Source organism: Sphingopyxis sp. (genome assembly GCF_016463645.1).
Classification (GTDB): domain Bacteria; phylum Pseudomonadota; class Alphaproteobacteria; order Sphingomonadales; family Sphingomonadaceae; genus Sphingopyxis.
On the sequence record NZ_JAEMQX010000040.1, the window covers coordinates 1 to 24,854 of the forward strand.

At 63.9% G+C, this 24,854-nt stretch carries 30 protein-coding genes; 17 read left to right on the top strand and 13 right to left on the bottom strand.

Annotated features, from left to right (window positions below; translation table 11 throughout):
- Positions 1–1,122, top strand: a 1,122-nt coding sequence (locus tag JHC57_RS10455; RefSeq protein ID WP_294029940.1) for a hypothetical protein, incomplete at its 5' end; no start/stop codon positions are given.
- A 3-nt stretch (positions 1,123–1,125) separates the two neighbouring features.
- Positions 1,126–1,869, top strand: coding sequence for a tetratricopeptide repeat protein (locus tag JHC57_RS10460; RefSeq protein WP_294029941.1), 744 nt, complete (start codon positions 1,126–1,128; stop codon positions 1,867–1,869).
- On the opposite strand, the gene JHC57_RS10465 is transcribed toward JHC57_RS10460, so the two are convergent.
- From JHC57_RS10465 to purB, 9 genes are all read right to left on the bottom strand, one after another.
- Positions 1,866–3,206, bottom strand: a complete 1,341-nt coding sequence (locus JHC57_RS10465; protein ID WP_294029942.1) for a folylpolyglutamate synthase/dihydrofolate synthase family protein — start codon at positions 3,204–3,206, stop codon at positions 1,866–1,868. The genes JHC57_RS10460 and JHC57_RS10465 overlap by 4 nt on opposite strands.
- Before the next feature lie 20 nt (positions 3,207–3,226).
- Positions 3,227–4,078 carry an acetyl-CoA carboxylase, carboxyltransferase subunit beta gene (accD, locus tag JHC57_RS10470; RefSeq protein ID WP_294029943.1) on the bottom strand — a complete coding sequence of 284 codons (852 nt, stop codon included), beginning with the start codon at positions 4,076–4,078 and terminating at the stop codon, positions 3,227–3,229.
- Entirely contained in the window at positions 4,075–4,869 is a 795-nt protein-coding gene (gene trpA, locus JHC57_RS10475) for a tryptophan synthase subunit alpha (protein ID WP_294029944.1), read from the bottom strand. Before trpA ends, accD begins: the two co-directional genes overlap by 4 nt.
- On the bottom strand, positions 4,862–5,041 hold the full coding sequence (locus JHC57_RS10480) for a hypothetical protein (protein WP_294029945.1): 180 nt from the start codon (positions 5,039–5,041) through the stop codon (positions 4,862–4,864). The genes trpA and JHC57_RS10480 overlap by 8 nt, the downstream gene beginning before the upstream one ends.
- On the bottom strand, positions 5,038–6,249 hold the full coding sequence (gene trpB / locus JHC57_RS10485) for a tryptophan synthase subunit beta (RefSeq protein WP_294029946.1): 1,212 nt from the start codon (positions 6,247–6,249) through the stop codon (positions 5,038–5,040). Before trpB ends, JHC57_RS10480 begins: the two co-directional genes overlap by 4 nt.
- On the bottom strand, positions 6,246–6,875 hold the full coding sequence (locus JHC57_RS10490) for a phosphoribosylanthranilate isomerase (RefSeq protein ID WP_294029947.1): 630 nt from the start codon (positions 6,873–6,875) through the stop codon (positions 6,246–6,248). Before JHC57_RS10490 ends, trpB begins: the two co-directional genes overlap by 4 nt.
- A gap of 9 nt (positions 6,876–6,884) precedes the next feature.
- Positions 6,885–7,559, bottom strand: coding sequence for an orotidine-5'-phosphate decarboxylase (gene pyrF, locus JHC57_RS10495; RefSeq protein ID WP_294029948.1), 675 nt, complete (start codon positions 7,557–7,559; stop codon positions 6,885–6,887).
- Positions 7,556–7,897, bottom strand: a complete 342-nt coding sequence (locus tag JHC57_RS10500) for a LapA family protein (protein ID WP_294029949.1) — start codon at positions 7,895–7,897, stop codon at positions 7,556–7,558. The genes pyrF and JHC57_RS10500 overlap by 4 nt, the downstream gene beginning before the upstream one ends.
- Before the next feature lie 68 nt (positions 7,898–7,965).
- On the bottom strand, positions 7,966–9,282 hold the full coding sequence (gene purB, locus JHC57_RS10505) for an adenylosuccinate lyase (protein ID WP_294029950.1): 1,317 nt from the start codon (positions 9,280–9,282) through the stop codon (positions 7,966–7,968).
- A gap of 199 nt (positions 9,283–9,481) precedes the next feature.
- On the opposite strand from purB, the gene JHC57_RS10510 reads away from it, so the two are divergent.
- Positions 9,482–9,772, top strand: coding sequence for a hypothetical protein (locus JHC57_RS10510; RefSeq protein WP_294029951.1), 291 nt, complete (start codon positions 9,482–9,484; stop codon positions 9,770–9,772).
- A gap of 22 nt (positions 9,773–9,794) precedes the next feature.
- Positions 9,795–10,250, top strand: coding sequence for a calcium-binding protein (locus JHC57_RS10515; protein ID WP_294029952.1), 456 nt, complete (start codon positions 9,795–9,797; stop codon positions 10,248–10,250).
- Between the two features lie 56 nt (positions 10,251–10,306).
- On the opposite strand, the gene rnk is transcribed toward JHC57_RS10515, so the two are convergent.
- Together rnk and radC are read right to left on the bottom strand one after the other, a co-directional pair.
- A complete protein-coding gene (rnk, locus tag JHC57_RS10520; protein WP_294029953.1) occupies positions 10,307–10,696 on the bottom strand; it encodes a nucleoside diphosphate kinase regulator in 390 nt (129 codons plus the stop codon).
- 238 nt (positions 10,697–10,934) lie between these two features.
- Entirely contained in the window at positions 10,935–11,612 is a 678-nt protein-coding gene (gene radC / locus JHC57_RS10525) for a DNA repair protein RadC (RefSeq protein WP_294029954.1), read from the bottom strand.
- Between the two features lie 168 nt (positions 11,613–11,780).
- On the opposite strand from radC, the gene JHC57_RS10530 reads away from it, so the two are divergent.
- From JHC57_RS10530 to JHC57_RS10565, 8 genes are all read left to right on the top strand, one after another.
- On the top strand, positions 11,781–14,948 hold the full coding sequence (locus tag JHC57_RS10530; protein ID WP_294029955.1) for a YdbH domain-containing protein: 3,168 nt from the start codon (positions 11,781–11,783) through the stop codon (positions 14,946–14,948).
- 56 nt (positions 14,949–15,004) lie between these two features.
- Positions 15,005–15,160 (top strand): YnbE family lipoprotein, encoded by a 156-nt coding sequence (locus tag JHC57_RS10535; protein WP_294029970.1) that lies wholly within the window; start codon positions 15,005–15,007, stop codon positions 15,158–15,160.
- A gap of 14 nt (positions 15,161–15,174) precedes the next feature.
- Complete coding sequence (locus tag JHC57_RS10540) at positions 15,175–15,576, top strand: YdbL family protein (protein ID WP_294029971.1); 402 nt, start codon at positions 15,175–15,177, stop codon at positions 15,574–15,576.
- Between the two features lie 234 nt (positions 15,577–15,810).
- A complete protein-coding gene (locus tag JHC57_RS10545; protein ID WP_294029956.1) occupies positions 15,811–16,140 on the top strand; it encodes an AtpZ/AtpI family protein in 330 nt (109 codons plus the stop codon).
- A gap of 50 nt (positions 16,141–16,190) precedes the next feature.
- Positions 16,191–16,943: a F0F1 ATP synthase subunit A gene (locus tag JHC57_RS10550; protein WP_294029972.1), complete on the top strand. Its 753-nt coding sequence runs from the start codon at positions 16,191–16,193 to the stop codon at positions 16,941–16,943.
- A 42-nt stretch (positions 16,944–16,985) separates the two neighbouring features.
- The gene (locus JHC57_RS10555) at positions 16,986–17,216 is read left to right on the top strand and encodes a F0F1 ATP synthase subunit C (RefSeq protein ID WP_037515205.1); all 231 of its coding nucleotides are present in this window, start codon (positions 16,986–16,988) and stop codon (positions 17,214–17,216) included.
- Positions 17,217–17,287: 71 nt separating this feature from the next.
- Complete coding sequence (locus JHC57_RS10560) at positions 17,288–17,785, top strand: ATPase (RefSeq protein ID WP_294029957.1); 498 nt, start codon at positions 17,288–17,290, stop codon at positions 17,783–17,785.
- Positions 17,778–18,323: a F0F1 ATP synthase subunit B gene (locus JHC57_RS10565; RefSeq protein ID WP_294029958.1), complete on the top strand. Its 546-nt coding sequence runs from the start codon at positions 17,778–17,780 to the stop codon at positions 18,321–18,323. Before JHC57_RS10560 ends, JHC57_RS10565 begins: the two co-directional genes overlap by 8 nt.
- Before the next feature lie 62 nt (positions 18,324–18,385).
- Here JHC57_RS10565 and JHC57_RS10570 read toward each other — a convergent pair whose 3' ends face one another.
- Positions 18,386–19,033, bottom strand: coding sequence for a glutathione S-transferase family protein (locus JHC57_RS10570; protein ID WP_294029959.1), 648 nt, complete (start codon positions 19,031–19,033; stop codon positions 18,386–18,388).
- A gap of 13 nt (positions 19,034–19,046) precedes the next feature.
- Positions 19,047–19,766, bottom strand: a complete 720-nt coding sequence (locus tag JHC57_RS10575; RefSeq protein ID WP_294029960.1) for an SDR family NAD(P)-dependent oxidoreductase — start codon at positions 19,764–19,766, stop codon at positions 19,047–19,049.
- A gap of 68 nt (positions 19,767–19,834) precedes the next feature.
- Here JHC57_RS10575 and uvrC point away from each other — a divergent pair, with 68 nt between their 5' ends.
- From uvrC to leuB, 5 genes are all read left to right on the top strand, one after another.
- Entirely contained in the window at positions 19,835–21,769 is a 1,935-nt protein-coding gene (gene uvrC / locus JHC57_RS10580; protein WP_294029961.1) for an excinuclease ABC subunit UvrC, read from the top strand.
- Positions 21,770–21,835: 66 nt separating this feature from the next.
- On the top strand, positions 21,836–22,609 hold the full coding sequence (locus tag JHC57_RS10585; protein ID WP_294029962.1) for a hypothetical protein: 774 nt from the start codon (positions 21,836–21,838) through the stop codon (positions 22,607–22,609).
- 28 nt (positions 22,610–22,637) lie between these two features.
- Positions 22,638–23,030 carry a PaaI family thioesterase gene (locus JHC57_RS10590; protein WP_294029963.1) on the top strand — a complete coding sequence of 131 codons (393 nt, stop codon included), beginning with the start codon at positions 22,638–22,640 and terminating at the stop codon, positions 23,028–23,030.
- On the top strand, positions 23,018–23,755 hold the full coding sequence (gene recO, locus JHC57_RS10595; protein ID WP_294029964.1) for a DNA repair protein RecO: 738 nt from the start codon (positions 23,018–23,020) through the stop codon (positions 23,753–23,755). The genes JHC57_RS10590 and recO overlap by 13 nt, the downstream gene beginning before the upstream one ends.
- A gap of 48 nt (positions 23,756–23,803) precedes the next feature.
- Positions 23,804–24,850 carry a 3-isopropylmalate dehydrogenase gene (leuB, locus tag JHC57_RS10600; protein ID WP_294029965.1) on the top strand — a complete coding sequence of 349 codons (1,047 nt, stop codon included), beginning with the start codon at positions 23,804–23,806 and terminating at the stop codon, positions 24,848–24,850.
- The last annotated feature ends 4 nt before the right edge of the window (positions 24,851–24,854 follow it).

Consider the following 24,854-nt stretch of genomic DNA (forward strand, 5'->3'; position numbering starts at 1 on the left):
CTGTCGGCGACGCAGGATATCGTCATCGACGCCTATCGCATCGAGATATTGGAGGAAGACGAATTCGCTCACGGCACCGCGACCAACCAGTTCGGTTATCGGACGGGCAACCTGATCGCGGGTGCGGGCACAATCTATTTTGCGTCGAACGAAGGTTTGGGGCTTGGCTGGGCAACGGCGTATGGCCTGACCGCCTTTTGCATCGTGCCGGCAATTATCGGCGCGCTGTGGGCGGGTCCGGGGAAATTCGTCGATAGATTCGAACATGTGGCGGGGATGAAGGCCGGCCAATGGCTGACCGAAACGGTCATCAATCCGTTCCGCGAGTTCTTGACCCGGCACGGCGCGTTCCTGATCCTTGGCTTTGTCCTCCTTTACAAGGTTGGTGATGCGATGGGGCAAACGATGCTGGGGCCGATGATCGTGGATCTCGGTTTCCTCGACCTCGATTATATCTCCGCAAACAAGCTGTGGGGTTATGGCGCCCTGATTGTCGGGTCGGCTCTCGGCGCGCCCCTTATTCTTTGGCTAGGCATGGGACGCGCGCTGCTGATTTCGGGGCTGCTGATGATGTTCTCAAATGTCATGTTTATGATACTTGCGGCTACCGGAAACAATTACTGGATGCTCGTCGCCGCGATCGTGACCGAGAATCTGACCAGCGGCGTCGGGCTGACGGTGTTCACCACCTATCTCTCAGGCCTGTCGAGCATTGCTTATACGGCAACGCAATTTGCTTTGTTGTCGTCCTTTGCTGGTGTCGGACGAACCTTTATGGCAGGTCCCGCAGGGATCGTAGCCGATAAGCTGGGCTGGGTGGGCTTCTGGGGCTTTACCGTTGCCGCCGCGATCCCCGGTATGCTTCTTCTGTGGGTTCTGTGGAGCAAGGGCTATGTCGTCGAAACCATTCGCCAGACTGGCGCGATCGATGACCGGCAGCTCAAGCAACCGGTCGGTGTATGGCGGATCGTCGGATTTGCCTTGATCGTTGCGGGACTGGTCGGGGTGCTGATGTACCAACAGCTCGAACTGGGCACCCATATCCTCGCGACCTCGCTTGTTGCTTTCGTCGCCGGCATGTTGCTGGCGTGGAAAGGCAAGCCGTCGGCAGGAGTCGTCTAGCCGATGCACTTCTTCCTCATCTCGATCGTGCTGCAGGTGCTTTGCATCGTCCATGTGTTCCGTACGGGCCGGAACACCGCTTGGATCATGGCGATCGCCTTCCTGCCGATGGTCGGCATCCTGGCCTATTTCATCGTCGAGATATTGCCCGGCCTGCCGCGCGACCGGCGAGTGCGCGAAGCAAGGACGAAGATTGCCGACAGGATGGACCCCGAACGCCGTGTTCGCGAAGCGCGCGACGCGGCCGAGTTCAGCGATACCGCGGGCAACCGGATCGAGCTTGGCGATGCGCTGATGGCGCGCGGGCGCCACACGGAGGCGCTCGAGGCGTTCAGGACGGCGGAGCGCCTGTCACCGCACGCCGACCGGACGATCGGAATGCGGATCGCCGAAGCTGCCTATGAAGCGGGTCGCTATACCGAGGCGTTGGCGGCGGTCGACGGATTACCCGAAACAATTTCGCGGACCGAGATCGACCGGCGCGCGCTATTGAGGGCAAAGGTCGCCGAAGCCGATGGGCGGGCCGCGGACGCGCTCGTAATTTATCGCGATATCGTGGACCGCGTCCCGGGCGATGAAATCCGCTGCCGGATCGCCGGCATCCTGCTTGCCGAGGGTGACAAGGCCGGTGCGCGCAAGGCGTTGAGAGAGGTGGAGCAGCGCATGAAGCGAACGCCGCCGGTAACGCTGAAGGCCGCCGCCGAAATGTATGATTGGGTGAAGCGGACGCTCGCGGAACTGCGCTAGATCGGCCATTCATCGTTGAGATCGAGAACGACGCCGGCGAGATAGAGCGATCCGCAGATCAGCACGTCGGCGGGCGGCCGATGGTCGGCGATATGGCGGAGCGCTGCCGTGACGTCGTCGCACGGCTGGGCATCGGGAATACCGAGGTCGGCCTGAACCGAGTGGCAAAGATCACGGGGATCGTGATGCTCGTGCCCGGGGATCGGCACCGCCTGAAACGACGCGATACGGTCGGCGATCGGACGAAGGAAGCCTGCGGCATCCTTGTTCCTGAGCAGGCCGCATATGATGTGAAGCGGCGGGCGGTCATTGAGGGCCGTTGCAAGCGCGGCGCCGGCATCGGGATTATGTCCGCCATCGAGCCAGACTTCGGTGCCGTCCGGCAGTAGCGCGGTGAGCGGACCGGCTCCGAGGCGCTGCATTCTTCCGGGCCAGAAGGCATCGGCAATGCCTTGGGCAATCGCTGCATTTGTCGGCTGGGGATCGGCGGCAAGATGAAGCATCGCGATGGCGAGCCCCGCGTTGCGCATCTGGTGTGTGCCGATCATTTGCGACCGAAGCGGCTCTGCAATCGAACCCAGTTTGGACGTCCAGCGGAAAGCGTCACCACTGGCCTGTACCGTCCAGCCGTCGCCCTCGGGGAACAGCGTAGCGCCAACCTCGGCGACTTTCGCCGCGATCGTGTCGCGCACATGTGGCGGATAGGCGAGCGTCGCAACGGGCGTGCCGGGCTTGATGATCCCGGCCTTCTCCCACGCGATACGCATGGCGGGGTTGCCGGGCGTCCCGGCCTCGGGCGCGAGCAGGAAGGCTTCGTGGTCGATGCCGAGCGAGGCGATCCCGGCGACCGCGGGGGGAGGGATGATATTGGTCGCATCGAGGCGGCCGCCGAGCCCGACCTCGATGACGCAGTCGTCGGCGGGGATGCGCGCGAAGGCGAGGAAGGCGGCGGCGGTGGTCACCTCGAAGAAGCTGGCCTGCAGATCAGCCCCCTCATCCAGAACTTCCTCAAGCAAGGTCGCGAGCAACGCGTCGTCAATCAGCGTCCCGGCAAGGCGGATGCGTTCGTTGAAGCGGACGAGGTGAGGACTGGTGTACGCATGCACGCGGTGGCCCTGTGCTTCGAGGATCGCGCGAAGGTAGGCGCAGGTCGATCCCTTGCCGTTCGTGCCCGCGACATGGAAGGTTCGCGGGAGCTGAAGCTGCGGGTTGCCGAGGCGTGCACAGAGCTCGCCAATGCGTTCGAGTCCGAGAATGTCGCGCCCCGGCGACAGTGCGGCGAGGCGATCGAGCTGGGCCTGCACCGCAGGATCGGAACTGTGGGCATGGTCGGCCATGACGACGTCGGGGATGGGGTTCAGGCCGCCTTTTCGGGCGCGAGATAGCCGATGAGGCGTCCCAGCGTTTCGGGCAATTCCTTGCGATGCACGACCATGTCGATCATTCCGTGATCGAGCAGATATTCGGCGCGCTGAAAGCCTTCGGGCAGTTTTTCGCGGATCGTATTCTCGATCACACGCTGGCCCGCGAAACCGATGAGCGCCTTGGGCTCGCTGATCTGGATATCGCCGAGCATCGCATAGCTGGCGGTGACGCCGCCCGTCGTCGGGTCGGTGAGCAGCACGATATAGGGGAGACCGGCGCGGCGCAGGCGCGCGAGCGCCACCGTGGCACGCGGCATCTGCATCAGCGACAGCGTGCCTTCCTGCATACGCGCGCCGCCCGCCGCGGTGATTGCGATATAAGGCGTGCCGCGCTTGATCGCCGCTTCGACCCCCGCGACGAAAGCCTCGCCGACGGCAACGCCCATCGATCCGCCCATGAAAGCGAAATCCTGGACGCCGATGACGACAGGCTGCCCATCGATCTTGCCTGCCGCATTCTGATAGGCGTCGCGATCGCCGGTCTGCGCGCGCGCCGCCTTGATGCGGTCGACATATTTCTTGGTATCGCGGAACTTCAGCGGATCCTCGGGCGCAGCGGGCGCGGCGATCAGCTCGTGCAAGCCGCCGTCGAACAACTGCGCAAAACGTTCGGTCGCGCCGATGCGATCGTGATGGTCGCAGCGCGGGCAGACGTTGAGGTTGTCTTCCCATTCCTTGACGAAGACCATCTGCTGGCACTGGCGGCATTTGTGCCACAGATTGTCGGCGGTATCGCGCTTGGCGGTGAAGGGCAGGGCATTGCGAACGCGGTCGAGCCAGCTCATGCGGCGATCTCCTTTGCGCCGTGGATAGCATCGGCGAGAGTACGGGTGAAGGCTTCGACATAAGGCGCGGCGGCGTCGCCATGCTGCGCGATGATGTCGATGAAGGCCGATCCGACGACGACGCCATCGGCGACCTTCGCGATTGCGGCCGCCTGTTCGGGGGTACGGACGCCGAAGCCGACCGCGATGGGCAGGTCGGTGGCGGCTTTCAGGCGCGCGACGGCCTCGTCGATACTGGTCTGCGCGGCCTGCTGGAGCCCGGTAATGCCCGCCACCGAGACATAATAGAGGAAGCCGCCAGCGCCATTCAGCACATCGGGCAGGCGCGCGGCATCGGTGGTCGGCGTCGCGAGCCGGATGAGGTCGACGCCGGCGACGCGGAGCGCGGGGCCGAGTTCGCCATCCTCCTCCGACGGGATATCGACGCAGATCACGCCGTCGACGCCGGCCTTCGCGCATTCGGCGGCGAACCAGTCGGCGCCGCGGATCGTCATCGGGTTGGCATAGCCCATCAGGACGAGCGGGGTGTCGGGATGGCGGTTCCGGAATGCGGCGGCAATCGCGAACAGGTCGGCGGTGGTGGTGCCTTTGGCGAGGCTGCGCAGATTCGCGGCCTGAATCGCGGGTCCGTCGGCCATCGGATCGGTGAAGGGCATACCGAGCTCGATAACATCGGCGCCGCCCGCGACGAGCGCGTCGAGATTCGCGGCGGTGTCGCCGTCGCCGCCGGTAATGAAGGCGACGAGCGCGGCGTGCGGTTTGGCGAAGGCGGCGGCGAAGCGATTAGTCATGACTCGACTCGTGACGTAGTTTGAACGCAATCATGGCAATCTTGATGGCCAGCAAAAGGCCGATCGTTCCGTAGAAGACCATGTCATTGGCTGCCCAGCCCATCCAGCCTACCATGTAGATCGCGATCGCGACGGGCAGCAGGGCCAGTCCGAATTTTTGGCGGCCGTTCACAGCGCCACTCCCAATGCATCCGCCACGGTGAAGATATCCTTGTCGCCGCGGCCCGAGCAGTTGACGATGATGACCTTGTCATTGCCCAGCGTCGGCGCGATGCGTTCGGCGGCCGCGATTGCGTGCGCGGACTCCAGCGCAGGAATGATGCCTTCGAGCTTGGTCAGCTTCTGGAAGCTCGCGAGCGCTTCGGCGTCGGTGACGGGTTCGTAGCGGACGCGGCCGATTTCGTGGAGCCAGCTATGCTCCGGGCCGATGCCGGGATAGTCGAGGCCCGCCGAGATGCTGTGCGCCTCGGTGATCTGGCCGTCCTCATCCTGCAGCAGATAGGTCTTGTTGCCGTGGAGGATGCCGGGGCGCCCGCCCGCAAGGCTGGCGGCGTGCTTGCCATCGAGGCCTTCGCCCGCCGCTTCGATCCCGACGATTTTGACGCCTTCGTCGTCGAGGAAGGGATGGAAGAGCCCGATCGCGTTCGAACCGCCGCCGACGGGGGCGATCAACATGTCGGGCAGGCGGCCCTCGGCTTCGAGGATCTGGGCCTTGGCTTCCTCGCCGATCACCGACTGGAAGTCGCGGACAAGTTCGGGATAGGGATGCGGCCCGGCGACGGTGCCGATGATGTAGAAGGTGTCGTGGACGTTCGCGACCCAGTGGCGTAGCGCCTCGTTCATCGCGTCCTTCAGCGTCTTCGCGCCGCTTTCGACCGCGACGACTTCGGCGCCGAGCAACTTCATGCGGAAGACGTTCGGCTGCTGGCGCGCGACGTCGACCGCGCCCATGAAGATCGTGCAGGGCAGGCCGAAGAGCGCGGCGACGGTCGCAGTCGCGACTCCATGCTGGCCCGCGCCGGTTTCGGCGATGATCTTCGTCTTGCCCATCCGCTTCGCGAGCAGGATCTGGCCGATGCAATTGTTGATCTTGTGCGCGCCGGTGTGGTTGAGATCCTCGCGCTTGAGGTAGATCTTCGCGCCGCCGAGATGCTCGGTCAGCCGTTCGGCAAACCACAGCGGGCTGGGGCGCCCGACATAATGTTTCAGCAGATAGTCGAATTCGGCCTTGAACGCCGGGTCCGTCTGCGCGGCGCGATAGTGACGCTCGAGGTCGAGGATCAGCGGCATCAGCGTTTCGGCAACATAACGGCCGCCGAACTGACCGAAGTGGCCGCGTTCGTCGGGGCCGGTGCGAAGGCTGTTGGGGAGCTGGGTCATCGGCCCGCCGCTTTAAGGAAAGCGGCGATCTTGTCCACATCCTTGACGCCCGGTGCGCTTTCGACGCCCGAGGAGACATCGACGAGCGGCGCGCCGGTTTCGGAGATCGCCTGCCCGACATTGTCGGGCGTCAGCCCGCCCGCGATGCCCCAGTCCATCGTGTGACGGTGGTTCTTGAGCAGCGACCAGTCGAAACGCGTACCGGTTCCGCCTGGAAGCGCAGCAGCAGGCGCATCGAACAGGATGCGGTCGGCGATGCCGTGGTATTTCTGCATGCGCTCGAGCGTCCCCGCATCCTTCAACCCGACGGCCTTCCAGATTTCCGCAGGAACCAGCCGTTTCACGACCGCCAGCCATTCGGGTGTCTCGCTACCGTGGAACTGGATGATGTCGGGTCGCACCATGCCGAGCGCATCGCCGGTCAGCTTTTGCGAGGCGTTGACGAGCAGTAATGCGACCTTGACGCGTGAACCGGCGCGCTTGCGCAGTTCGGCCGCGGTCTTGAGGTCGACGTGGCGCTGGCTCGGCTCATAATGAACGAGACCGATGTGGGTGGCGCCCAGACGAATGGCGTCGTCGACGGCCTGGGGCGTCGTAAGCCCGCAAATCTTCACCAGGGGGGGCATGAAAACCTCTTAAAGTGTGGCTTCGATCTCGCGCGCGGCGAGGTCGGGGTCGGCCGACTGGCTGATCGGGCGGCCGATGACGAGGATCGAGGCGCCGTCGGACATCGCCTGCGCCGGGGTGACGACACGCTTCTGGTCGCCGATCTTGCCGTTGGCGGGGCGGACGCCCGGGACGACGAAATAGCCGCCAGGCCATGCCTTGCGCGCAGCCTTCACTTCCCGTCCCGAACAGACGATGCCGTCGAGCCCGGATTCGCGCGCGAGCGCGGCGAGACGAGCGACCTGATCGTGCGGCGTACCGCCCACGCCGATATCGTCGAGGTCGGGGGCGTCCAGGCTGGTGAGCACCGTGACGGCCACGACCTTGGTGTTCAGTCCCGCCGCAGCCTTTGCCTCTTCCAGCATCGCACGGCCGCCGGCAGCGTGGACCGTGAGCACCGCGGGTTCGAGAGGACGCAGCGCCTGTATCGCCTTTGCGACGGTGTTCGGAATGTCGTGCAGCTTGAGATCGAGAAAGATCGGCAGCCCGAGCTTGGCCATTTCATGGACGCCGTGGTGGCCGTTGGCGCAGAAGAATTCGAGCCCCAGCTTCAGCCCGCCAACATGACGCCGCACTTTTTGCGCCAGCGTCAGCGCCGCGTCGAGGTGCGTGGTGTCGATGGCGAGATAAAGCGGGGAGGTCATGGCTTGTCCGTCGAGAAGAGATCGGTGGGGGCAGGCGGAATATCGTTGACCGGCGCGGTGGGCGTGACCTCGACGGGCCGGTTGGCGAGCGCGCGTAGGTCGGCCGCCTGCCGCTCGCTCGCGTCGAGGCGGCGCTTCATCGACCAACGCGTCGTACGGAGCGCGACCCACATCGGGACGCTGCCGATCAGGAAGGCGGCAAAGATCAGCACCGGCAATTTGGTGTCGAGCACTTGGCCCGGCCAGATCGTGACGGTCACCGGAATCCAGTTCGCCATTGCGAAAATGACGAGGACGGCGGTCAACAAGACCCAGATGATCGTGCGCAGGATTCCCACTTCGTCTTGCTCCTCTGTCGGTCCGGCGCTGACCCTATGACAGAATGCCGCGCGATTCCAGCCCGGGCCTAAGTCGCTCCGAATACCCGCTCGAAGATCGTGTCGACATGCTTCATGTGATAGCCGAGATCGAACAGCGCGGTCAGTTCGTCGGCCGACAGCTTCGCAGTGACGTCCGCGTCGCCTCTCAGCAGCTCGAGCAGCGACAGCTGGCCATCCGATTCCCAGACCTTCATCGCGTTGCGCTGGACGAGCGCATAGCTGTCCTCGCGGCTCGCGCCCGCCTGCGTCAATGCCAGCAGCACGCGCTGCGAGTGGACGAGGCCGCCCATGCGATCGAGATTTTTCTGCATACGCTCGGGATAGACGAGCAATTTGTCTACGACGCCGGTCAGGCGCGCGAGCGCGAAGTCGAGCGTGATCGTCGCGTCGGGGCCGATAAAGCGTTCGACCGACGAATGGCTGATGTCGCGTTCGTGCCAGAGCGCGATATTCTCCATCGCGGGGATCGTGGCGCTACGGACCATGCGCGCGAGGCCGGTCAGATTTTCGGTCAGCACGGGGTTCCGCTTGTGCGGCATTGCCGACGAGCCCTTCTGTCCCGGTGAGAAATATTCCTCGGCCTCGAGCACTTCGGTACGCTGAAGGTGACGGACCTCGACCGACAGCCGTTCGATCGACGAGGCGACGACGCCGAGGACGGCAAAGAACATCGCATGACGGTCGCGCGGGATCACCTGCGTCGATACGGGTTCGACCGACAGTCCGAGCTTCGCCGCGACATGCGCCTCGACGCGCGGGTCGATATTGGCGAACGTGCCGACCGCGCCCGAAATGGCGCAGGTCGCGATTTCGGCGCGCGCGGCCTCCAGCCGCAGCTTGCAGCGCGAGAATTCGGCATGGGCCTCGGCGAGCTTCAGCCCGAAGGTGACGGGTTCGGCGTGGATGCCGTGGCTGCGGCCGATCGTCGGGGTCAGCTTATGCTCATAGGCGCGGCGCTTGATCGCTTCGAGCAGCGCATCGAGGTCGGCGAGCAGAATATCAGCTGCTTGGCTGAGTTGGACCGCAAGACAGGTGTCAAGGACGTCCGAACTGGTCATGCCCTGATGCATGAAGCGCGCTTCGTCGCCGACATTCTCGGCAACCCAGGTCAGGAACGCGATGACGTCATGCTTGGTGACGGCCTCGATCGCGTCGATCGCGGCGACATCGATCACGGGGTTGGTTGCCCACCAGTCCCACAGCGCTTTGGCGGCGGACTTCGGAACGGTGCCCAGTTCTGCGAGGGCGTCGGTCGCGTGCGCTTCGATCTCGAACCAGATGCGAAAGCGATTCTCGGCCGACCAGATCGCAGTCATTTCCGGCCGTGCGTAACGCGGAACCATTGAATTTCCTTCCTTTTCGGGCGCCTTGTCGCGGAATCCCTGCGGAACCACGACGGGGCGCCCCGTAGCAGGGACGGGGCGTTTCGCCAAATGCGCAAGGGGCGCAACTTTGCCGAAACACGATGGGTTGCCCCTATGCCCCATCAGAAAGGCGACAGGCCAAGCCGGCCCTCGAAGTCGCCGCTACAGGAGAATAAATGTGTTGAAACAAGTGCTTTTGATCGGCGCCGCGGCGATCAGCTTCCCCGCTCTCGCCCAGACGACTCCTCCGGCCGAAGAGCCGGTTCCGAACACCCAGTCGCAGCCGGCACCGACCGATACGACGACCCCCGAACCCGACAAGAAGCCGACGGACGAAACGAAACCGACCGATCAGGCTCCGATCGAGGACGCAGCACCGACCGACGCACCTCCCGCGGCTGAGCCCACCCCTCCGGCTGACCAGCCCGCGCCGGATTCCGAGGAAAAACCTGAATCGGAACCGGAATAACCCCTTAGACAGGAGATAGACCATGTTGAAGCAGATGCTTTTGATCGGCGCTGCTGCCGTCAGTTTCCCGGCCCTCGCGCAGACGACTCCTCCGGCGTCGGATCCGACGAACCCGCCGACAACGACCGAACCGGCACCGGATACCACCAGCCCGGCCCCCGCGCCTGATGCGTCGACGACCCCGCCGGCTTCGACCGAGCCCGCTCCGTCGTCGAGCGCGGCCGCGACGCCCACGCAGATCGCACAGATCGTCGAGCAGGAATTCCCTACCTATGACGGCGACAAGAATGGCGATCTCAACGAAGCCGAATTCGGCGCGTGGATGAAGAAGCTTCGTGCCGCGACCGATCCGAGCGCCGATGTCGAATCGGCCGAGGTGAAAACCTGGATCGGGCAGGCTTTCGCATCGGCCGACAGCGACAAGTCGGGCGGTGTGAACAAGACCGAACTGACCGGTTTCCTGTCGCGCGGCGCCTGAACGGCGCCCCGCGGGGTGGTGCAGCCGTCGGAGTGATCCGGCGGCTGCATCGCCGTTTATAAAAGTTGGACGGGTTGTTCGACCGCGACGATCGTCAGCCGGTGTTCGATGCCGCCGCGATCGGGCCAGTTGATCGACTGGCCAACGCTGAGGCCGATCAATCCCGCGCCGACAGGGGTCAGGATCGACATCCGTCCGGCGGCTATGTCGGCTTCGGCAGGATATACGAGCCGCACTGTTCGTTCCGCGCCGCTCTTTTCGTCGAGGAACGTGACGCTCGACCCCATAGTGACGACATCGGACGGAATGTCGGACCGGCCGCATATGGCAGCGCGATCGATTTCTTCGAGCAGCAATTCATAGAAACGGACCGAATCGCGCTGTTGCTGCAGCGTCAATTCGGTGAGGGCGTCGGCTTCGCTGTCGATCATGCGGATATGAGGCATCGCGGCCCCGTTTTTCTTCTTCTTGGTCATGGCGCGGACTTTCCGGCTGGCGCGCGGCGGTTCGCCACTCGCGGCAATATTGGACGGAAGGTGCCCCGGGCTCGGGGCGATCGCGCCGGAACCCGGGGCTAGGTGCCCGCGAGAAGCTGCCCCCCATGATGGCGGAAGCGGAGAAGGCTGCGTCGAATCTGCATGGACCAAATGATGTGGCCGCGAGCCGAGGAAGTCAAATGACGTGTCACAGTAGCCCCATCGCGCGAAAGCTGCGATAATCCGATCCGCCGATGATGATATGGTCGTGAAGGGCGATCCCCAGCTTTGCGGCGGCGCTCGCGATATCTTTGGTGATCGCGATATCCTGCCGGCTCGGCTCGGGGCTCCCGCTCGGATGGTTGTGGACGAGGATGATCGCCGAGGCGCCGAGTTCGAGCGCGCGTTTGATCACCTCGCGAACATAGATCGCCGACTGGTCGATCGAACCTTCGCTTGCGAGCTCGTCGCGGATCAGCATGTTGCGCGAATTGAGATAGAGGATGCGGACGCGCTCGACGTCGATCGGCCCCATGTCGGCGCGAAGCCAGTCGAGCAGCGCGTCCCAGCTCGACAGCAGCGGCTTGTCGCGAAACTCGCCCTTCAGGAGGCGCAGTCCGGTCGCCTGGACGATCTTGAGTGCCGCAATGCCGGTATCGCCGAGGCCATCGACGCGTCGCAGCGATTCGGGATCGGCGCTGACCAACTGCGCCAGCGAGCCGAATTCGCGCAGCAGTGACTTGGCAAGCGGCTTGGTGTCGCGGCGCGGGATGGCGAGGGCGAGCAGATATTCGACCAGTTCGTAATCGGCGAGGCCATCGGCTTCGTCGAGCAGGCGGGCGCGTAGCCGCGTGCGATGTCCGACATGGTCCGGCGTATCCCCCATGGCGCGGCAATAACCGCCTTGTGGGGCGCACTCAACGGTCATAGGAAAGGATGATGGCGAACCGGACCAATTTCCTGCATCGAAACGGGATTTCCGGCGTTTCTGTCCTGAACGGGGCCGGGGTCGGAGGACGAAATTTATCCGCCATGACGTCATTGTCCGTACTCCATGACTGACGCGGATGCGGCCCCGGAGCGGCGGTTCAAATCCCGGACGCTCCTGTTCAAGAAGCGCTGGCTGACGGCGGGGGCGGTGCTTCTCCTTGTTGGCGGCGTCTGGATCGCGCGCGAGCCGATCGCCGACGAATTCATCCGCGACCAGCTCGACAGTCGCGGCGTTCCTGCACACTACACGATCGATCGGATAGGCTTTCGCAGCGAGATTTTGTCTGGCATCGTCATCGGCGACCCGAAACGCCCCGACCTGACGGCGAAGCGCGTTGAAGTGCTGCTCGGTTATGGCTGGAGAGGTCCCTATATTTCGGGAATCCACGCAGACGGCGTGCGGCTTTACGGGCGTTTCGTCGACGGACGCCTGTCGTTCGGATCGCTCGACAAGTTCCGCGACCCGGAGAGCAAGGATCCATTTGCCTTGCCCGACCTTTCGGTGATTCTGCGCGATGCGCGGGCGCGCGTCGAAACGCCGTGGGGCAATATCGGCGCCGCGCTGAACGGCGGCGGCAACCTGCGCCGCGACTTCACGGGCAAGCTGGCGCTCGTCGCGCCGACCATCGCGGCGGCAGGCTGCAGCGGCAGCGATGTCAGCTTTTACGGAACTTTGCGCGTTCGCGATGTCCGGCCCCAGCTTGTCGGTCCGTTGCGAGGGGGCGACCTGCACTGTGCGGACGGCAGCGTCAGCGCGGCATCGCCGCAGGTCGCGCTCGACCTGTCGCTGTCGGAGAATTTGCAAAGCTGGAAGGGCAAGGCCGACGCGAGCATCGCACGGTTGACCGCCGGGCCGGTCGCAGCAGACCGGATGGGATTGCTCGCGGGCTTCGACGGGACGGCCGTGCTGACTAGGCTCGATATCACGGCCGAGATGGCGCGCCTGCGCAGCACGGGTTTCGCGGCGGACGCGGTGACGCTGGAAGCCAGGGGCAGCGTTGGCAGCGCGGCGCCGAAATTCGACGGGCGGATCGGTTTTGCGCGGGCTAGCGGCAGCGCCGACATGCGCCGCTCGCTGTCCGAAAGCGCACGGGGGCTTGCAGGCACGCCGGTCGGGCCGCTCACGGCGAAGGCGATGGGCGCACTCGGCCGCGTGCTCGCCGACGCGAGCGGCAGCGCAGGCTTCGCGATCGCGGGCGAGGGGCCGACCGCGCGGGTCGACCTGATCGCACCCGAGATCACCAGCGCGAGCGGCGCGCGTTTCATCGGCAGCGCCGATAGCCGCATCGGCTATCTTTATGGGGCCGACGAGCCCGCGGTGATCGCGACGGGGCGCTGGAGCATCGCCGGCGGCGACCTGCCGTCTGGGACATTGCTCATCGATCGCAGCGCCGAAGGGAAGGTGAAGGGGCTCGCCAGCCTTGATCCCTATAGCGCCGAAGGAGCGGGGCTGGCACTGACGCCGGTGCGCTTTTCGGGTGGCGCGGATGGGCTGCTCCGCTTCGCGACGGCGGCGACGCTGTCGGGGCCGCTCGCAGGCGGGCGCGTCGAGCGGCTGACGGTACCGCTGAGCGGTTTTCTCGCGCCAACGGGGGCACTCGCATTCGATGGTGGGTGCAGTCGGGTCACGGCCGACCGCGTCGAGGTCGGCGGCATCCGCCTCGGACGCAGTGCGATCGACCTCTGCGGCCGTCCCGGCGCGCCGCTGCTGAGCGTCGGTCCCGACGGACTGCGCGGGGATATTCATATTCCCCGGGTTGCCTTGCGCGGATCGAGCGGCAGTTCGCCGTTCAGCCTGGGCAGCGGACCGGCGAACATCGACCTTTCGGCCTTGCGCTGGTCGGTCGCGCGCGCCGATATCCGGCTGGGCGAAGGGGAAAGCGTTACGCGCTTCAATGCCAAAAGCCTGAGCGGGCGGGCGACGCCGCGAGGCATGGCGGGCGAGCTTCGCGGCGCGAGCGGGAAGATCGGCGCGGTGCCGCTCGATATGAGCGAGATTGCCGGGCAATGGCGCTGGACGGATGGGGCGCTCACGCTCGACGGCGGGCTGCTGCTCACCGACGCGGCTCCCGATCCGCGCTTCTTTCCGCTCGTCAGCAATGATGCGAACCTTCGCTTTGCAAACGGCCTGATCGAGGCGAAGGCAGGCTTCCACGAACGGAAGACGGGGACGAAGGTACTCGATACGCTGATCCGCCATCGGTTGTCCGACAGCAGCGGCTCGGCCGATCTGACGGTCAGGGAGTTGCGGTTCAGCGAGGCGTTTCAGCCCGACCAGCTGACGAGCCTTGCGCTCGGCGTCGTCGCCAATGTGCGCGGATCGGTGGTCGGCGATGGACGGATCGAATGGACCGCCGACGGGGTCACGAGCCGCGGCACCTTCGCGACCGCCGATACCAGCCTGGCGGCGGCGTTCGGCCCGGTGACGGGGCTCACGACGACGATCAGCTTCGACGATCTGATCGGGCTGAGGGCCGCGCCGGGGCAGGTTGCGAAGGTCAAGGAAATCAACCCCGGCATCCCGGTGCTTGATGGCGAGATCGAATATCGGCTGCTCGGCGACAATCGCGTCCGGATCGAGGGCGGGAGCTGGCCTTTCGGCGGTGGCAAGCTGCTTCTCCATCCGACGACGCTCGATTTCAGCGCGGCGAATGCCCGGCGGCTGTCGTTCGACATCGTCGGGGTCGACGCTGCGGTGTTCCTGCAAAGCTTCGGCTTCGACAATATCAACGCGACGGGCGTGTTCGACGGGACGCTGCCGGTGGAGTTCGATGGCCTCGGCGGGCGCATCGTCGATGGCCGCATCGATTCGCGCGGCGGGGGCGGAACGCTCGCCTATGTGGGCGAATTGTCGAACCGCAATTTGGGGACGATCGCAAATTTTGCCTTTGGTGCGCTGCGCAGCCTCAAATATGACGACCTGACGATCATATTGAACGGGGATCTCGACGGCGAGATGGTCACCGATATCCGCTTTGGCGGGGTGGGGCAGGGCGAGGGCGCGACGCGCAATTTCCTGACAAATCAGGTCGCAAAGTTGCCGCTGATCTTCAATGTGAAGATCCGGGCACCCTTCCGTCAGCTGCTGACGTCGGCAAAGGGCTTTTACGACCCGTCGCTGCTCATCGAACAGAATCTGCCCGCACTGATGCGCGCGCAGGAAGAAGCCGAAGCGGCCACGAAGGCCGCATCCAACCCCGTTCAGCCACCAGAAAGCGAGCCTGTGCGATGAAGACTGCCAAGACTGGAGCAAGGAGGCTGGCCATCGGCGGTCGGTGTGTTGCGGTGATGACGGGAATGTGGGCCCTCGCGGGTTGCGTCCAGATCGACACCCCCGACAAGCCGATCGAGATCAATCTGAACATCAACATTCGTCAGGAAGTGGTGTACAGGCTGGACGGCGATGCCAAGAAGCTCATCGAGCAGAATAGCGAGATATTCTGATGGGGAAGAATGTGATGCGTATGACGAACTGGAAACCGACCGGGCTGGCCCTTGCTGCGATCGCGGCGATGGCGGCGGTGGCTTTTGCCGTGCCGTCGGCGATGGCGCAGCGCGATCCGGCCTATGCTGCCGCGCGCGCTGCCGGTCAGATCGGCGAGCAACCTGATGGTTATCTGGGCTTTGCCACGACGCCGACCCCGGCGATCCGGGCGCTGGTGCAGGATCTCAATATCAAGCGCAAGGCGGCCTATACCGCGAGCGCGCAGTCGACTGGCAGCACGGTGGAGCAATTCGCCTTTACCAGCGGCTGCAACCTGATTGCGCAGACCAAGCCGGGCGAGAAATATCAGACGCCAGGCGGTGCGTGGAAGACGCGCGACAGCAGCCCGCCCGAGCGCGACGCGCGCTGTCCGTAACGACCAGCCCCAGATATCGGGACCCCAAGGTCCTCAGATGCCGCCGCGCCCCTAAACGCGGCGGCATTTTTGCGCGAGGCTGCCGCGCCGTTTTGTGCATCTGCGCACAAGCATTGACTTAGCCGGGCGTCGTTCCTAAACGGACCGCGCCTTAGGGGTACCCCGAATTTTCGGGCCTTTTTTTGCAGGCGGAATCGGGAGTTTCCGGTTCTGTTTCAGGAGGATGGCAGGGAAATGACGGGGAATGGCAGCGATCCGGAACTTGGCTCGGAGGATTCGCGTCTGGTTTCGCTCGAAGAGCGATTGGACCGGGCCGAAGCCGCAGAAGCAAGAAGGACCGCAGTGAACGCCGGACCGGAGACCGACGCCAATTACAAGCTCGGTAATCGCGTATTGGCCGAACTGCTGGGCGGAATCGGTGGCGGCGCGCTGGTCGGTTGGACGATCGACCATTTCGCCGGCACGGCACCCTGGGGCCTGTTGGTGGTGCTGTTCCTTGGAATAGTCGTTGCCTTCAGGAATATATTTCGGATTGCGAACGTCCGGCCGTCGAAGCCGGACTGATGTTAATTTAGGCGAGGTATCGCGTGGCGGATCAAGGCAAAGTGGACCCGATGCACCAGTTCGAGGTGCAGAAGATGTTCGACATGTTCCATGTCGGCAATCACGAGGTCGCCTTCACCACGAGCGCGATGTGGATGGTGATCGCTGGCCTGCTTTTGTGGGTCTTCATGATCGGCGGGATGAAGCGCCAGCTTGTCCCCGGTCGCTGGCAGGTCGCCGTCGAGGGCTTCACCGGCTTCATTTCGGGCATGATGAACGCCAATATCGGCCCTGAAGGACGCAAGTTTACGCCTTATGTTTTCTCGCTTTTCATGTTCATCCTGATGCTGAATGTGATCGGCCTGATGCCCTTCGGCCTGTTCGGCCTGCACCCCTTCACCGTGACGAGCCACTTCGCGATCACCGGTTTTCTCGCGATCCTGAGCTTCTCGATCGTCCTGATCGTCGGTTTCTGGCGCCACGGCCTGCACTTCTTCTCGCTGTTCGTGCCGCATGGCACGCCTTGGTGGCTGTTATGGCTGATTCCCGCGATCGAGCTGGTATCGTTCCTCGTTCGCCCGTTCAGCCTCGCGCTGCGACTGTTCGTCGCAATGACTGCGGGCCACGTGCTGATGAAGGTGTTTGCCTCGTTCATCATCGACGGGATCGCTGCCGGTCCGGCGGTCGGTCTCGGCGTCGGCATCCCCAGCATGGCGCTGATGGTCGGGATCAGCGGCCTTGAACTGCTGGTCGCGGGTATCCAGGCCTATGTATTCGCGCTGCTCACCTCGCTCTATCTGAACGACGCGATCAATCTGCACTGATTTTTCAACTGTATAATCTACGTTTTTCCCAAGGAGTATAAAATGGACGTTCAAGCTGCTTCGCTCATCGGCGCCGGTCTGGCCGCCATCGGTGCCGGTATGGCTGCCATCGGTGTGGGCAATGTCTTCGGTAGCTTCCTCGAAAGCGCGCTGCGCAACCCCGCGGCTGCCGACGGCCAGCAGGGCCGCCTGTTCATCGGCTTCGCGGCTGCCGAACTTCTCGGCCTGCTGTCGTTCCTTATCGCGATCCTGCTGTATCTGAAGGCAGCCTGATCCCGTTTGCGGGGTCGGCCGTTCGGGTGCGGCCCCGCGACTGAATTTTTCCTTGTCGGTCGAGAGTATCCATGCCTCAAATCAGCCAATTCGCTGAAAACTGGTATGCCGCATCGCAGATTTTCTGGGTGCTGCTGACCTTTGGCTTCGTCTTTTTCGTCATCGGCCGTGGCATGCTGCCGAAGATCGAGGCGACGGTGGACGCGCGCGACCGCAAGGTGGCCGACGATCTGGCCGCAGCCAAGGCGGCGCATGCTGCCGCCGATGCGCTGGAAGAAAGCTATCGCCAGCAAAGCGACGCGAGCCGCGCCGCCGCGCAGAAGGCGGTGACCGACGCCAAGGACAAGGCCGCGAAAGATGCCGAAAAGCGTCTTGCCAAGATTGATGCCGAACTCGCCGACAAGCTGTCGGCGGCGGAAGCGGACGTCAGTGCGGCGCGCAATTCGGCGATGGCCGAAATCGAATCGGTCGCGGCCGAAGCTGCGGGCGAGCTCGTCGCCAAGCTGTCTGGTGTGAAGGTTGCTGCGGCGGATGCCAAGGCGGCGGTGAAGGCGGTGCTCCATGGCTGATTATCTGATGATCCTGTCCGAAGCGGCGGGTGAGGTGCACGTCGAGCCGGCATCGTTCGGTTTCATCGATGCGACCGTCTGGGTTTCGATCGCGATGGCGATCTTCATCGCGATCCTCTTGTGGAAGAAGGTGCCGGCGATGGTCGCGGGTATGCTCGACAACAAGATCGCTGAGATTTCGAAGCAGCTGAAGGAAGCCGAACAGCTACGCCTCGACGCCGAATCACTGAAGGCCGAATATGAGGCGAAGCTGGCCGACGCCGCCGGGGAAGCCGACGAAATGCGCGCCCGCGCCGATGCGGAGGCCGATGCGCTGGTGAGCAAGGCGAAGGCCGATGCGACGGCACTGATCGCGCGTCGCAAGCAGATGGCCGAGGATCGCATCGCCGCGGCTGAAGCCGGCGCGCTCGCCGAAGTCCGCACCGCGGCTGCCAAGGCGGCGACCGACGCGGCGGCGAAGCTGATCGCCGACAAGCATGATGCCAAGGCCGATAAGGCGCTGGTCGATCAGGCAATCGCGGGTGTCGCCAAGGGCTGAGCTTCTTCGACATCGCGAAATACAGGGCGCCCGCGGATTTCCGCGGGCGTTTGCTTTTGAGGTCAGTTCGCTCTGGCCAGTCCCGCAACCCACGCTTTTGTGGCGAGGCAATTGTCCATCGCGCGTTGATATCCATCTCGGGCGGTGGTTCGTTCGATATAGTCCCGTTCCGCCGTATCGAACGCGAAACCGATCGTGCGTTCGGCGAATTGGAGGGCATAGGTCACCGAGATGTCGGCGGCGGTGAACCGGTCTCCCGCGACATAGGGCGTATTCGCGAGCTGGCGGCTCACAAGGCCGAGCCGGCTTTTGAAGATGTCGAGCGCCCATCCCGTCGTCCAATTCTCCCGCTCAGCTTCGGGCGCGAGGATGTGCGTTGCGACGATTGCATTGATCGGTCCTGCGAGACCGGCTTCGCCCAAGTGGAGAAACTGCTGATAGATAGCGAACGACGGGTCATCCACCATTGGCGCGAGCGGGCTTGGACCGTGGCGTGCGAGCAGATATTCGATGATCGCGATCGATTCCACCATCGTGACCCCGCCGTCCACAATCGCGGGAATGAAACCCGCCGGGTTGACCGCCAGAAATTCGGTATCCTGTTCGACGCCATCGAGAAGGTCGACCTGCCGTAGCCGGTAGGGCAGCCCCATCTCTTCGAGCAGCCATGCGACGCGGAAACCGCGGCCTTCGCCATAGAGGGTAATCATGCCTGTCGTCTCCTCAGAACCGGATCATGATGCGACGCGCGAGCGCGGGCGAGATGCTGTTGACGAGCTGCAGCACCTTCACCATGCCGGCATTGACCTCGCTCTTTTCCGTGCGGATACCGTGGACGATCTCGGCGGCGCAGTCGTGCGCGCTCATCTTCTTGCCTCCGCGGCCTGCGGTCATGTTCGTTGCGACGACTGGTGGCAGCGCCTCGATCACGCGGACGTTGCTGTCCTTCAGCAGATGCCGGATCGCCTGCGTATAGCTGCGCAGACCGGCCTTGGTCGCGCAATAGATCGACCCGCCCGCGCGCGGCGCGATCGCGAGCCCCGACGTAACGTTGACGATCGCCGCCTCGGGCTGCGCGCGGAGTACAGACAGCAGCCGTGTGCAGAGAGTGATCGGCGCGTCCAGATTGGTGCGGATGCAGTGCGCCGCATTCTCCAGGGTCTCGGCCTTGTCGAGCTCATATTCGCTGCCGACTCCAGCGTTGTTGACGAGCAGCGCGAGCGGTTTGTCTGTGACGCCCGCCACAACCGCATCGACGCCGGTCGGCGTCGACAGGTCGCCCGCGATCGTGCCGAAGTCGAGCCCCGCCATCGCCTGCAATTTCTCCGCCGAGCGGCCGGTGACGATCACATCGGCGCCTGCGGCTTGCAATTGCAGCGCGATCTCGCGCCCGATGCCGTCGCTGCCGCCGGTGACCAAGGCGAGTTTGCCGCGTAATTCCATAAGACCCCTCCCATGTTTTACCTCGCGCACTATGGCGGGTCGCCCCGCCATCGCCTACATGCAAAATCATGGCCCGCCCGAACGCTCCCGACCGATTCAACGAAGAAAAAGCGACCTATGTGATGCGTGGCGGCGGCGCGGAGGGCGATCAGCCCGACCTCGAACGCGGCGCCGAGGCGATCCGCAGCGTGGTGCGCAAATTGCCGTCGCGGCCCGGTGTTTACCGGATGCTCGATGCACGCGGCGACGTACTCTATGTCGGCAAGGCGCGCGCGCTCAAGAACCGGGTGACCAATTACACGCAGGTCGCGCGCCTGCCGCAGCGGTTGCAGCGGATGGTGTCGCAGACGCGCGCAATGGAGATTGTCACGACCACCAGCGAGGCCGAGGCGCTGCTGCTCGAAGCGCAACTGATCAAGCGCTACCGCCCGCCGTACAATGTGCTGCTGCGCGACGACAAAAGCTTCCCTTTCATCCTGCTGCGCACCGACCATGATTTCCCGCGGGTGCAGAAGCATCGCGGCGCGCGGCGCGCGAAGGGGCGGTACTATGGCCCATTTGCAAGCGCGGGGTCGGTGGGCCAGACGCTCAACGCGCTGCAGAAGACCTTCTTGCTGCGCAGTTGCACCGACAGCTTTTTCGCCAATCGTTCGCGGCCGTGCCTGCTCTACCAGATCAAGCGGTGCAGCGCGCCGTGCGTCGACCGTATTTCGAAAGAAGACTATGCCGGACTGGTGAGCGACGCGCAGGACTTCCTCGAAGGCCGCTCGACCGCGGTGCAAAAGCGGCTGGGCGCCGCGATGACCAAGGCCGCCGACGCGATGGATTATGAGCAGGCGGCGGTGATCCGCGACCGGCTGAAATCGCTGACCTTCATCCAGGGCAGCCAGTCGGTGCACGCCGACGGGCTGGGCGATGCCGACGTCTTTGCACTTGCGGCGAAGGGCGGGCAGCTCTGCATCGCGGGCTTCTTCATCCGCGGCGGGCAGAACTGGGGCCACCGCAGCTTCTTTCCCGCGCATGTTTCGGGCGTGCCCGAGGAAGAGGTGATGGCGAGCTTCCTGATGCAATTCTACGAAGGCGTGCCGCCGCCGAAGCTGATCCTCGTCGACCGCGAACCCGCGGAGAGCGCCTTGCTCGCCGAAGCATTGGGCGAAAGCGGGAGCCGGAAGGTCGAAATCAGCGTGCCGCAACGCGGCAACCGCCGCCGCCTGCTCGAACAGGCGGTGCGCAACGCCGGCGAGGAACTCGACCGGCGGCTTGCCGAGAGCAGCAGTCAGGCGAAACTGGGGCGCGAACTCGCCGACCTGTTCGACCTCGAAAACCCGCCGCAGCGCATCGAGATTTACGACAACAGCCATATACAGGGCACCAACGCGCTCGGCGCGATGGTTGTCGCCGGCCCAGAGGGCTGGATCAAGGGCGCCTATCGCAAGTTCAACATCAAGCGCGCCGAGACGCAGCCGGGCGACGATTTCGCGATGATGCGCGAGGTGTTCGAGCGCCGCTTTGCGCGGGCGATCGAGGAGGATCCCGAACGGACGAAGGGCGAATGGCCCGACCTCGTGCTGATCGACGGCGGCAAGGGGCAGGTGTCGGCGGTTGCGGCGGTGTTCGCCGAGCTGGGGATTGACGACCTGACCTTTATCGGCGTCGCCAAGGGCCCCGACCGCAATGCCGGGCGCGAAACTTTCTATCACCCCGACGGACGCGAATTCACGTTGCCGCCGAACAATGCGGTGCTCTTCTATATCCAGCGGCTGCGCGACGAGGCACACCGTTTCGCTATTGGCGCGCACCGGCAGAAACGGGCGAAAGCGATGGGCAGTTCGCCGCTCGACGAGGTGCCCGGCATCGGCCCGTCGCGCAAGAAGGCGCTGCTGATGCACTTTGGCACCGCGCGCGCGGTACGCGGCGCGAGCCTCGAAGACCTGCAGAAGGCCCCGGGCGTCAGCGCCGCGGTCGCGCAGGCGGTGCATGATTTCTATCATTCGGGACGGTGAGTGCGGAGGGCAGAGATGAGGTGGGAGCGGAACAAGACGACCGGAATCTCAACGAAGCAGGCCAAAATGGCTGATGGAGAGGTGTCTTACCTCTTGCTCGTTCAGGAAGCAGACGACGAGAAAACGATCCTTAGTGGAGTCTATCCCTCACTGGAAAAACTCTATGATCAACGACAAAAGTCCATCTCCATGATGTTAATTTCTTTTGCCCTTTTGGTCTTATCCTATCTCGAGTTCGTAGAAGAGTTTGGGTCCGCAGGACTGAAGGTCAATCCCGTATATTTGAAGCATTTTGCGTTGATGTTTTCCTGTGTGGCAGGGTTAAACCATGCGCTTATTGATGCAAAAATGTCGTATTTTCAGACTATTTTTTCGTATGTTTTTGATCGCTCGGACGCCAAGGCGCGAGCAAGGCTTCTCGCTCACTACCCATTGGCATTTGATGCGAACCAATTTTCCCCAACGCTTCGAGGTTATCCGAAATTCGTTTGGCCAAAGCGATTCCACCAGTTCTATCCTTGGGCAGCCCTTTCGCTGATCGGTCTAGCGGCGGTCCTCCTTTTGAGCGTCTTTATCTCGGTATCGATTGCTGTGGATGTGTGGAACAGCAAGGGGCAAATCTTTGTTTCAAGATCGATTGTTGTCATCTCGGTATATGTTGGTTTGATCTCCATTTTTGTCCCAAAATACTGGAATATAAAGCGAACATATACGCATTACGGTGCGAGCGAGCTATTCCGTCAGCTTGAAGAAAGAAATCCGGAGCGGGCCCGGCTGCTCCGTCGGCGAGCGGTCAAATTTGGGATTGCCCGCGGACTATTTGAAATGCCCAAGGACTGATGGGAACATACTGGCGAAAGGTGGAATTATGGATTTTGCAGCAGCCATGCCGCTCGCGGGAACGCTCGGGGTCACGATCCACGAAGGCCGCAAGGAGCGCGTCGTGGGCAAGCTGCCCGTCGGCGCTGAAATCTGTACCGCAGGCGGGATCGTCCATGGCGGCGCGATCATGGCCTTTGCCGACTGCCTTGGCGCGGTGGGTGCATTCCTGACGCTGCCCGAAGGCGCGAGCGGCACGACGACGATCGAGAGCAAGACCAATTTTCTCGGTGCGGGTCCAGTTGGATCGGTGCTCGTGGGCGAAGCGACCCCGGTGAAGGTCGGCAAGCGGCTGTCGGTCTGGCAAACGCGCATCCAGACCGAGGATGGCGCCGATGTAGCGCTGGTGACGCAAACGCAGATGGTGCTTTGGCCAGCCTGACCGCCGACGCTATCGTCTGCGCAGTCCGCGCGCACGGCGAGCATGGCGCGATCCTGCGCGCGCTGACGCAGGAAGCGGGGTTGGTCGCAGGCTATGTACGCGGCGGACGTTCGCGGCGATTGCGGCCGATCCTGATGCCGGGCAATCTGGTGGCGCTCGAATTGCGCGCGCGCACCGAGGAACAACTCGGCGGCGCTACGGTCGAATTGCTCGAAAGCCGCGCGCCGTTGCTCGCCGAGCCGCTGGCTGCGGCGGCAATCGACTGGGTGACGAGCCTGACCGCGGCGACGCTTCCCGAAAGCCAGCCCTATCCGGCGCTCTACACGGCCTTATCGGCCGTCCTGCAGGCGATCGGGGTTGCCTCGTCCGCGCGGCAATGGGCGGCGGCGCTGGCGCGTTACGAGCTGCTGCTGCTCGCCGAACTCGGCTTCGGCCTCAGTCTCGAAGAATGTGTGGTGACGGGCATTTCGACCGACCTGGCGTTCGTGAGCCCCAAATCGGGTAGCGCGGTGAGCATCGGTGCGGCCGCGGGGTATGAAGACCGCCTTTTCCGCCTGCCGCCCTTCCTGTGCTGGCAGGACGCCAGCCCGGCGATGGGCGATGTTCTCGACAGCCTCGTCATCACCGGCCACTTCCTCGACCGCGATGTCCTCGACGGACGCAACCGCGACTTGCTGACCGTAAGGGAAAGATTGGTCGATCGGCTGGGCAGGGCGGTTGCGTGACGCGTCGCCGCTGTCTAAGCGGCTGGCGAGACACGAAAGGGCGACATAGTGCAAATCCTGCTGCTGGCTGGCGACGGTATCGGTCCGGAGATCATGGCGGAGGCCGAGAAGGTCCTTGCTGCGCTTGCACTTCCCGTGACGCTCGACCGCGCGCTCGTCGGCGGGGCGGCCTGTGAAGCGACCGGCCATCCGCTGCCGCCCGAGACGCTGGCGAAAGCAAAGGCGGCCGGTGGCATCCTCTTCGGCGCGGTTGGTGATCCGCGTTTCGACAATGTCGAGCGCCATTTGCGCCCGGAACAGGCGATCCTCGGGCTTCGCTCCGAACTCGGCCTCTTCGCCAATCTGCGCCCTGCCAAACTGTTCGCAGGGCTGGAAGGCAGCTCAGCGCTGCGCCCCGAGGTCGCATCGGCGATCGACCTGCTGATCGTCCGCGAACTCAACGGCGACGTCTATTTCGGCGAGAAAGGAACGCGTACGACCGCAAATGGCGAGCGTGAGGGCTATGACATCATGTCGTACAGCGAAAGCGAAGTGCGGCGCATTGCGCATGTCGCTTTCCGCGCGGCGCAGGGGCGTCAGAAGCGGCTCTGCTCGGTCGACAAGGCGAATGTGCTCGAAACCTCGCAGCTGTGGCGCGATGTGGTGATCGAAGTCGCCGCCGAATATCCCGACGTGATACTCAGCCACATGTATGTCGATAACGCGGCGATGCAGCTCGTGCGCAATCCGGGGCAGTTCGACGTCGTCGTCACCGGCAATCTGTTCGGCGATATATTGTCCGATCAGGCATCGATGTGCGTGGGCTCGATCGGGCTACTCGCCTCGGCGTCGCTGAGCGAAGGCAAACAGGGCCTGTACGAACCGATCCACGGCAGCGCGCCCGATATTGCGGGCAAGGGCATTGCCAATCCGTTGGCGATGATCCTGTCGCTCGCGATGCTGCTCCGCCATTCCGGTGGTGATGAGGCGAGCGCGTCGCGGATCGAGGTGGCCGTGGCAAAGGTGCTGGCGGAGGGCTGCCGCGGTGCCGATCTGGGGGGCAATATGGGCACAGCGGCATTGGGCGATGCAGTTGTTTCGGTTTTGAACGGATAAGACG